Genomic DNA, 7,636 nt, shown 5'->3' with positions numbered 1-7,636 from the left:
GGAAGAATAACTTCTTTAGGATTTACTGGAATAGCTGTTGCTCGTACTGTTTTTTCTTTGGGAATTTTCATAATATCCCATATCTATATACCATATGATTCCATAATTTCCTTGTGTTTATTGAATATCTCAAAATTATCGAATGCCATATATAGTAAACTATTCCTTGCAACATCATGTAAATATCACAAAGAATAGTTTATTTCCTACTGTTTTAGTATGAATTAAGATGTGTTATTAACAAAATTCTTTTAACATAAACTTTGCAATATTCCATCGAAGCTTGTGACACCCTTTCTTCTCTATCTGATACATCAAAATGTCCATTAACTCAGATGTTAATTCCTCTGGTAATAAATCAGATTTGATGCGGTTGCATGATGTATGTGTAACTTCCAGATTTTCAATATCATCAGCACCGCCACGCGAAAGCGGAATATAATGATCCAAGCTAACCTCTTGCAACTGTAATGGTTTTCCGCAAATTGCACATATACCATTAGCATGTATATAAAGAATACGCTTCACATCAGAGGAATATATTTTCCGCTTTTTACAAGAATTATTATTACACAACAGCAATGTATGGTATCCTTTACATTTCTCCGCATTAGAATTAATCACTCGGTGTGCATCAACTTCAAGTGCATACCTTGTAGCAGACATCAAATCTCGTGTCTTTATAATCTTTCCAGTATCTGTTATTGAGATATAATGGCAACCATTAGTTATGATATATTCTTTCACGACTGCTGCACCTCCATCTTTATTTGAGAATGAATTGTTTCAACGAATCATATGCATAAATCTTGCAGGATTTATATAATAATCCAGAGCCTTTTACATTGTGAATTTCCATTGTATTTTTCAGATTACAAGTTTCGCCATTCATTTTCTTAACAGTAACACACAGAATATAATAAATTTCCGTTTTAGGTTTACGCTTGCTATTACGATCAAATACCTTCTGCAACTCTACATTAATGGTTACATCTGCATATGATGTCTGTTCTGCATCTACATACTTCTTTAACAGTGTCAAGATAGCTTTCTTCATATCATTTGAGATACTTACTTTTCTGTTCTGGGTGAACATATCTAAACGAATGATTGCCTTATTAGTTTTAAAATCTTCGCCCTCTGATTTTACTAACCAGTCAAATGCTGATTCCTTTTTTAATTCATTAAATTCTGGATATTTTACTGCCATTTCTATAATCCTCCTGTTTGTGTGCAGGGAGAACACCACGCAAGCATTCTCCCATATATATACTTCTCTGCTTTCTATCTGCTTTACTGGAATAATTTATTTCTAATAGTTGCAACAATAATTTTCTTTATAACATCATCAGCAACATTGACTTTGAAATATACTGTTCCAAACATATAATCTTTTTCTTTGTCCTCATAGTAGACTTCCAGACTTGTAGATACTTTCCAATCAGGATTAATTATTACATGTAAACGTATTAATGTATTTACTCCTGCATCACACCAATCAGCACCATATCTGTTGGCTTCTTTGTTTTTAAATCTGTCAATATAAACAGCCCTCTGGATAACTTCTATCCATGCATCAGATACTTCTGAAACATTAATATAAAATTCCATTCCACTTGATTTATCTATTTCCGCTGATGTTACATTCATATATCCTAATGTTGTGGTTATAGGTTTAGGTTTTGCCTGTTCCATTTCCGCTAATGCATTCTTTACTGCTTTGTTTGTGATTTCTTCAATGATTCTCTGATCTTCTGATCTCATGATAATTTTCCTCTCTGTATGGTATTGTACAGGGAGAATACCACCAATTATTCTCCCATATGTTCTCTGCTGCCACATTGCAATAATCTTTATCAGATTCCTTTACATATGTCTGTTTTCTTTAGCCAACGCTTAAAGTCAAAACTTTCAATGCTATCATCTATTTCCGCATAGTTTCCGTCATTGAAGTGAAAGAAACTATTCAGATTTCTTTTTTCCTTGTCCCATTTTCCTGCATATTTAGATGACTGTTTCATTTTCCATCACTCTTTCCGCTCTTTACTGGAATAATTTGGCTCTGATGGCATCAGCAATTATTGTCTTTAATGTATATTCTCTTACAATGTTGACAAAAGATAATTTTCCAAATATATCTTTCTGTTCCTTATCCTGATAATGTACTTCAAGCTTTGATGATGATACATTCCAATTAGAGTCAATAATCACATGCAAGCGCATTGATAACTCTATCTTTGCATTGTTCCAAGTCCATCCAATGCGTTTAGCTTTATCCTGTGATTCTATACAGTTTTCAATGGTATATCTGCACTCAGGATCTATAACTGAACTGTCCAGATTAATATAGAACTGGATTGAACTGCCCTCATTTATTTCCGCTGATGTGATAGGAAAGAAACCTAATGATGTAATTAACTTCTTTGGCATTGTTGCCTTAGTTTCCGCTCTTGTTATCTTACATCTCTTCATATTACTTTCCTTCTGCTTTGTTTCCGCTGATGCCATAGCCTTATAATCTCCTGTGTTCACACTCTTATGTTTTCCCATCCTTTATGTTGTGTTGTCTGAACGAATAACGGTCAAAAATGACCGCTTTCCGTTTTACTTCTTCTTTAACAGTTTAGTATCATCAAACCATTTCATAGGTTTTCCGCTGAATTTAACATTCGGCTGCATGATGGCACTATATCCAATATTAGTTACAATACCATGATCTGTTTCCACTACAAATGTCCCCGTGGCTTTTGTATTTTCCAGTTCCGTATTGTCTTTCTTACGCATTCTGCTCACGCTTCCTTTCTGATTTATTTCCATCTCATTAAGCATGGATATCTCAATAACCTACTATCAACCAGTGTGCAATCATTCCCAAGGGCAGACCACCCATGAGAAGAAACAGGATAAGATACTGCAATGCTCTATTCAATTTCTTTCTGATTGTTTTCTTGAGTGCTTTCTTAAATCTGCGCTCCCACTGGTCATAAGTCATCACTGTTTCTGTTCTTCTCATGGTTTCCGTCCCCCTGTTGCTTATCTGTTAGTGTTTGGTTGAATCATCTTTTATCTGATAGCTAATAAGTGATATAACGTCACATATAAGCTTTACAATCAGAAGTATCAATGTGATTCTTCTAAGTTTCTTGTTGTCTCTCACTTCTGTATGTCCTCCTTGCCCGTCATGCCGATAGCGCAGCCATATAATTAGATGTTCAGAAGCATTTTGCCAAGTGCATCCCAGATAAGTTTCTTTACTGTACGGGTTCCCTCTTCGCCTAAATAAAGTGGAATGTCATCGTAATCTTCTACTACATCCTCGTTTGATTCCTGCCAGAGATAAATGTCAAGAATAAAATCTGAATTAATCCCTGTAATCCATCCACCGAAAGTATACTGTACATTCACATCAACACAGATTTCTTCTTCGTCAACATCTGGATGCTTCTCAAGAAAGTCTTTATACAACTTATTCACAAGTTCTTCTAAGCCTTCATTTGCATGTGAAATTGGAATATGTACCAGAAGATTTCCGTTGACTGCTTCAATGTTATTCAGATTAATAGCTCCGATCTCTTTTACTTCTACTGTCTTAATTGATTTTACTTTCATGTTTCGTCCTCTTTCTCCCCGTATTGCCGATAGGACAGCGAATGTAATTTATAATGTAAGCATCAGTTTTAAATACTGATATGCAAGTTTACGGGCTTCAAAGTCGATTCTTGTCAGATACTCCTGTACTTGCTGAGAACCACACTCAAGATATGTGATCTTGTCATTGAGTGATAAGCTATGAATAGCTTTCTCAACTACAGGATTTACAAGAGATTTAAAAGCATCTCTCAGCATTGCGATAAACTCCTGCTTTGTAGGAATCTGATCGGCTGCCATATAGATTGGCTCAATGTAAGTTGTATACTCTGCATAAGAGATATACTGTTCTGTAAAATTGCTGTGTTCAATAAACTCTGAATACATCATTGTGTGTTGACCTTTCTACGGTCTGACCGCCTACCGCAAGGGAATGTATTTATAAGATTGAATTAATAGTTGCAAGATTTTTCAATAACTGCTGTCTTGTTGCTTCATACTGCTCTGATGCTGTCTGTATGTCTTTCTGAATTGCTTTGATCTCGGCAGCAGTCTTTTTATCAATGCTCTGTCTGTTCTTGCGCTTAAAGATATTCAACATATCTGTATAACCTCCTGTTCTTTTGACTACCTCCCACCCTGTAAGAGTGGGAACGCTCATAGCTTAAAGCCCTATTTATAGTGGCTATGACCACTTTATTTAATTACTCTTTGCAACTTTTACAGTAACTCTTTCAACTGGAATATTCTTTGAATATTTTTTATAACTTTCTTCACCATTTTCTTCGATGAATGCGTCTTTATCAAAAGAAGATTTTACAAATGCTGTGAAAAGAACTGTCAGTCCTGCAATTGTTAATTCGTTTTTTTGACGTTTCTTCATATAGGAAGAAGTCTCACTTTTCAGTTCTTTGATTTCTTTTTCAAGAGCATCCATCTCTTTTTTCTTTTTAGCTTTCTTCTGTTCAAGTTCATAGATTCTTTCTGAGATTGTCTGTAACTCTTTCATTGTTCTACACATATCTTTATCCTCCTGAGATTTGATTTTCTTTTTTTATAGGAGCATCAGCCTTGGCAGGTCTTAAACCATCTCGATAACTTTATGTATCTTTGCTTACCCTTATCCAATGTTATGTTGGTGTCTCTGGTGTGCTTTCGCTACTTCATTTTCACCCTTCGCTGTTGCTCTTGTGTGTTGCTGTGTTTCATTTGATGAGTTTATTATAGGTCATCTTGTACAAGATGTAAAGACGTAATCTTGTACAAGAATATATTTGGTTTTTTATGAATCTTGTACAAGATGTATAAAGACAAAAAAAAGAACAGGCTTAACGCCTGCTCATATACAATAGGTTATTAATTTTTCATTTTTTCATTAATAGCATCAACAACAAAAGAATTTAAGCTATTATAACTATGTTCTTTAGCATAAGAAGTAATAACTTCTTTCTGCCCTTTGGGAACATTTACAATGATCCTATCATATTTTTCTTTCTGGAATTGATTTTTATATTGTGTTGCATCAAATGATTTTTCGGATTCTTTCATAATATAGTGCGCCACCTCCCAATTTATTATTGATATTTTATCATAGTATTTAAAAATATGCAACAATCGTAAGACTTGTACAAGATGTATAAATATACCACATAAATCTTGTACAAGAATAACCATTTACATCTTGTACAAGATATATTATAATAACCTTATCAAAAAGAACAGAACCAAACAAAAGATGCACAAAAGATGGAGGTTATTAGTTATGGCAACAACAGCAAATGTATATGAAATGATTACCAATAGAATTATTGCAGAACTGGAAAAAGGAATCGTGCCTTGGAAACGTCCTTGGACAGGAGTTAGATCAGGAGCATATAACAGAATTACAAAGAAACCTTACAGTATCATTAATCAGATTCTTTTAAAATATTCTGGTGAATATGCAACATTTAAACAGTTGTCAGAGTTAGGTGGTCACATTAAAAAAGGTGAGAAATCAGAAATCATTGTATTCTGGAAGATATACCAGAAAGAAGAAACAAACGAAGAGACAGGAGAAAAGGAAGTCAGAAAGATACCTGTATTAAAATATTATAACGTCTTTCACATCTCACAGGTTGAAGGTGTAGAACCTTTGGAAGTACCATTTAAAGAGGTTGAGCCAATAGAGGAAGCAGACAAGATCATCACAATGTATGTGAATCGTGAACATCTTGACTTCAAAGAACTGCCAAGCAATAAAGCCACTTACAATCCATCTAATGATAGAGTAGTTGTCCCAATGAAAGAACAATATAAAAATATCAACGAATATTACAGCACAACATTTCATGAACTGGCACACAGCACAGGATACAAGAGTAGGCTTAACAGATTTGAAACAAATGAGATTGTAAGCTTTGGATCACCAACATATAGCCGTGAAGAACTTTGTGCAGAATTATCTAGTGCATTCATGATGAACATGTTAGGAATTGAAACACCACAGACCTTTAAGAACTCAACAGCATATATTCAAGGTTGGTTAAAAGCCTTGAAAAATAATAACAAGTTTGTCGTATCTGCAAGCAGTAAGGCAGAGAAAGCAGTCAATTATATCCTTGGCAAATAATACAGAGGCGGTTGAAATATACCGCTTCTTTTTTATGTCCTTCTGTTATATGTCTGCTGTCTATCCTGTTTCTGAATCAGATTATACATGTCTGATGGATTATAATATAAGGCATGGCAGAAGGTGACGCATATACAGATATGATGTTTATGTCTTTATGAAGTAATAATAGATCATGTGATGGTGTATCAGAGTATATGAGCGTATGAGTATATATGTGCTATACAGTATCATATATAACAGTGTGTGCAGGTATGGTATGTACAGTATGTATTGTATGGCATAGCATAGTATGATATGACATAGTGTATGTATTATATATAATAGTATATATCATTATGTCAGTTATGTGATGATGTGTGACTGAATGAAGCAGAACACATTTGACACATTGACAGAGTAACAGAACAATGACAGAACCTTGGTAGAGTATTTATATGATTCTCTGCCAGTGTGCCAAATCATAAAGCAATTTGTTATTTGCTGTTGTCTCATGCTATCCTGTATCTGTGCGCTATCTCTGTATCTGCTGTCTGTTATCTGGGGTGTAGCTTTCTATTATGTTGCTGTGAATGTTCTGTACTGTCTCTATGGGGATTTTTGTTTTCTGATGCTTTGCTGTCTGCTGTTGTGTCTGGTGATCCTGTTATATTATTCTAATTGTATTATTGTATTTCATACTGATTGATATTTATTATATATTATTATTTGTAATACTATCCAGTACAGAAAAAAAATAAGGCTAAGAGAATTATATGTGTGATTCTCCTAGCCTTTTTATATTAAGTGTGTTGTGTGTTGTCGTGTCCATCTCTGGACGGTTATACTTCTGTATCTTCTCCTGTGATCCGCTGTTGTTTCTGTCTGGTGTTCTCTGTCCATCTCCACAATCTATAGGGGCTTTGCTATTTCTCTATGATGTCTGATAGGATGGTCAGAAGCTTATAAGCTTTTTGTGTTCTGGCGGTCACAGGTTGGAATATTGTTTATTGTGTTGTGTGTTCTCTGGTGCTGTTGTGCTGTCTCTGCTATCTGCTCTGGAAATGTGTGTGATACCAGGACAGATGGGAGACATACCCCCGGGTGGTTTACATTTTGAAAAAAAGGGCTTATGTCGGTAGGGTGCGGATGTGTTCAATTTTCATGATACGGGTAAAATTTGAATGTTCCGAACGTCTGCTGCAATTACACTCAATTCAATATATCATATAACTTTTCAAAATTTTCTTTTGCTCTTTCATACATTTGTCCTTCAAACAATAAATGATATATTTCTTCTGCATCACTTCTATATTTAAAAACATACGGTGAAAATTTACAACCATCTTTAAAATATTCCGGTGCATACAACTCACATGCACAATAACGACCAAAATAAGAAAATAAATATGATAACTTAGGTTCTTCTTTATAAGCTTCTTCTAATTCGGTACAATA

General features: G+C 34.5%; 15 protein-coding genes. 2 read left to right on the top strand and 13 right to left on the bottom strand.

Features of this window, described 5'->3' with window-relative positions:
- Positions 1–198: hypothetical protein (locus H8Z82_RS17205; protein WP_207724695.1), on the top strand; the 198-nt coding region annotated here is incomplete at its 5' end.
- Between the two features lie 39 nt (positions 199–237).
- Here the strand turns inward: H8Z82_RS17205 and H8Z82_RS16335 are convergent.
- From H8Z82_RS16335 to H8Z82_RS16280, 12 genes are all read right to left on the bottom strand, one after another.
- The gene (locus tag H8Z82_RS16335; RefSeq protein WP_186995701.1) at positions 238–747 is read right to left on the bottom strand and encodes an HNH endonuclease; all 510 of its coding nucleotides are present in this window, start codon (positions 745–747) and stop codon (positions 238–240) included.
- 19 nt (positions 748–766) lie between these two features.
- Positions 767–1,210, bottom strand: coding sequence for a hypothetical protein (locus H8Z82_RS16330; protein WP_186995700.1), 444 nt, complete (start codon positions 1,208–1,210; stop codon positions 767–769).
- Positions 1,211–1,293: 83 nt separating this feature from the next.
- Complete coding sequence (locus H8Z82_RS16325) at positions 1,294–1,764, bottom strand: hypothetical protein (protein WP_186995699.1); 471 nt, start codon at positions 1,762–1,764, stop codon at positions 1,294–1,296.
- A gap of 92 nt (positions 1,765–1,856) precedes the next feature.
- Positions 1,857–2,021, bottom strand: a complete 165-nt coding sequence (locus tag H8Z82_RS16320) for a hypothetical protein (RefSeq protein WP_186995698.1) — start codon at positions 2,019–2,021, stop codon at positions 1,857–1,859.
- Positions 2,022–2,043: 22 nt separating this feature from the next.
- Complete coding sequence (locus tag H8Z82_RS16315) at positions 2,044–2,508, bottom strand: hypothetical protein (protein WP_186995697.1); 465 nt, start codon at positions 2,506–2,508, stop codon at positions 2,044–2,046.
- A gap of 96 nt (positions 2,509–2,604) precedes the next feature.
- Positions 2,605–2,784: a hypothetical protein gene (locus H8Z82_RS16310; RefSeq protein ID WP_186995696.1), complete on the bottom strand. Its 180-nt coding sequence runs from the start codon at positions 2,782–2,784 to the stop codon at positions 2,605–2,607.
- Positions 2,785–2,836: 52 nt separating this feature from the next.
- Positions 2,837–3,013, bottom strand: a complete 177-nt coding sequence (locus tag H8Z82_RS16305; RefSeq protein WP_186995695.1) for a hypothetical protein — start codon at positions 3,011–3,013, stop codon at positions 2,837–2,839.
- Positions 3,014–3,204: 191 nt separating this feature from the next.
- Positions 3,205–3,609 (bottom strand): hypothetical protein, encoded by a 405-nt coding sequence (locus H8Z82_RS16300; RefSeq protein WP_186995694.1) that lies wholly within the window; start codon positions 3,607–3,609, stop codon positions 3,205–3,207.
- Positions 3,610–3,657: 48 nt separating this feature from the next.
- Positions 3,658–3,978, bottom strand: coding sequence for a hypothetical protein (locus H8Z82_RS16295; RefSeq protein WP_186995693.1), 321 nt, complete (start codon positions 3,976–3,978; stop codon positions 3,658–3,660).
- Between the two features lie 49 nt (positions 3,979–4,027).
- Complete coding sequence (locus H8Z82_RS16290) at positions 4,028–4,189, bottom strand: hypothetical protein (RefSeq protein WP_186995692.1); 162 nt, start codon at positions 4,187–4,189, stop codon at positions 4,028–4,030.
- 99 nt (positions 4,190–4,288) lie between these two features.
- Positions 4,289–4,609 carry a hypothetical protein gene (locus H8Z82_RS16285; RefSeq protein ID WP_186995691.1) on the bottom strand — a complete coding sequence of 107 codons (321 nt, stop codon included), beginning with the start codon at positions 4,607–4,609 and terminating at the stop codon, positions 4,289–4,291.
- A 335-nt stretch (positions 4,610–4,944) separates the two neighbouring features.
- Entirely contained in the window at positions 4,945–5,136 is a 192-nt protein-coding gene (locus H8Z82_RS16280; protein WP_186995690.1) for a hypothetical protein, read from the bottom strand.
- A gap of 214 nt (positions 5,137–5,350) precedes the next feature.
- Here H8Z82_RS16280 and H8Z82_RS16275 point away from each other — a divergent pair, with 214 nt between their 5' ends.
- Positions 5,351–6,199, top strand: coding sequence for an ArdC family protein (locus H8Z82_RS16275; protein WP_243176511.1), 849 nt, complete (start codon positions 5,351–5,353; stop codon positions 6,197–6,199).
- A gap of 1,191 nt (positions 6,200–7,390) precedes the next feature.
- On the opposite strand, the gene H8Z82_RS16270 is transcribed toward H8Z82_RS16275, so the two are convergent.
- The coding region (locus H8Z82_RS16270; protein ID WP_186995688.1) for a hypothetical protein at positions 7,391–7,636 on the bottom strand (246 nt) is incomplete at its 5' end.

Source organism: Blautia difficilis (genome assembly GCF_014297245.1).
GTDB classification, from domain to species: Bacteria; Bacillota; Clostridia; order Lachnospirales; family Lachnospiraceae; genus Blautia_A; species Blautia_A difficilis.
The sequence above is the reverse complement of the archived record's forward strand: the minus strand, read 5'-3'. Positions and strand labels throughout refer to the sequence as shown.

What these genes read in the sequence shown, in the direction of transcription:
- H8Z82_RS16305 (WP_186995695.1), bottom strand. Translation starts at nt 3,013, where the DNA reads ATGAGAAGAACAGAAACAGTGATGACTTATGACCAGTGGGAGCGCAGA.
- H8Z82_RS16325 (WP_186995699.1), bottom strand. Translation starts at nt 1,764, where the DNA reads ATGAGATCAGAAGATCAGAGAATCATTGAAGAAATCACAAACAAAGCA.
- H8Z82_RS16285 (WP_186995691.1), bottom strand. Translation starts at nt 4,609, where the DNA reads ATGTGTAGAACAATGAAAGAGTTACAGACAATCTCAGAAAGAATCTAT.
- H8Z82_RS16330 (WP_186995700.1), bottom strand. Translation starts at nt 1,210, where the DNA reads ATGGCAGTAAAATATCCAGAATTTAATGAATTAAAAAAGGAATCAGCA.
- H8Z82_RS16295 (WP_186995693.1), bottom strand. Translation starts at nt 3,978, where the DNA reads ATGATGTATTCAGAGTTTATTGAACACAGCAATTTTACAGAACAGTAT.
- H8Z82_RS16315 (WP_186995697.1), bottom strand. Translation starts at nt 2,508, where the DNA reads ATGGCATCAGCGGAAACAAAGCAGAAGGAAAGTAATATGAAGAGATGT.
- H8Z82_RS16320 (WP_186995698.1), bottom strand. Translation starts at nt 2,021, where the DNA reads ATGAAACAGTCATCTAAATATGCAGGAAAATGGGACAAGGAAAAAAGA.
- H8Z82_RS16300 (WP_186995694.1), bottom strand. Translation starts at nt 3,609, where the DNA reads ATGAAAGTAAAATCAATTAAGACAGTAGAAGTAAAAGAGATCGGAGCT.
- H8Z82_RS16275 (WP_243176511.1), top strand. Translation starts at nt 5,351, where the DNA reads ATGGCAACAACAGCAAATGTATATGAAATGATTACCAATAGAATTATT.
- H8Z82_RS16280 (WP_186995690.1), bottom strand. Translation starts at nt 5,136, where the DNA reads ATGAAAGAATCCGAAAAATCATTTGATGCAACACAATATAAAAATCAA.
- H8Z82_RS16290 (WP_186995692.1), bottom strand. Translation starts at nt 4,189, where the DNA reads ATGTTGAATATCTTTAAGCGCAAGAACAGACAGAGCATTGATAAAAAG.
- H8Z82_RS16310 (WP_186995696.1), bottom strand. Translation starts at nt 2,784, where the DNA reads ATGCGTAAGAAAGACAATACGGAACTGGAAAATACAAAAGCCACGGGG.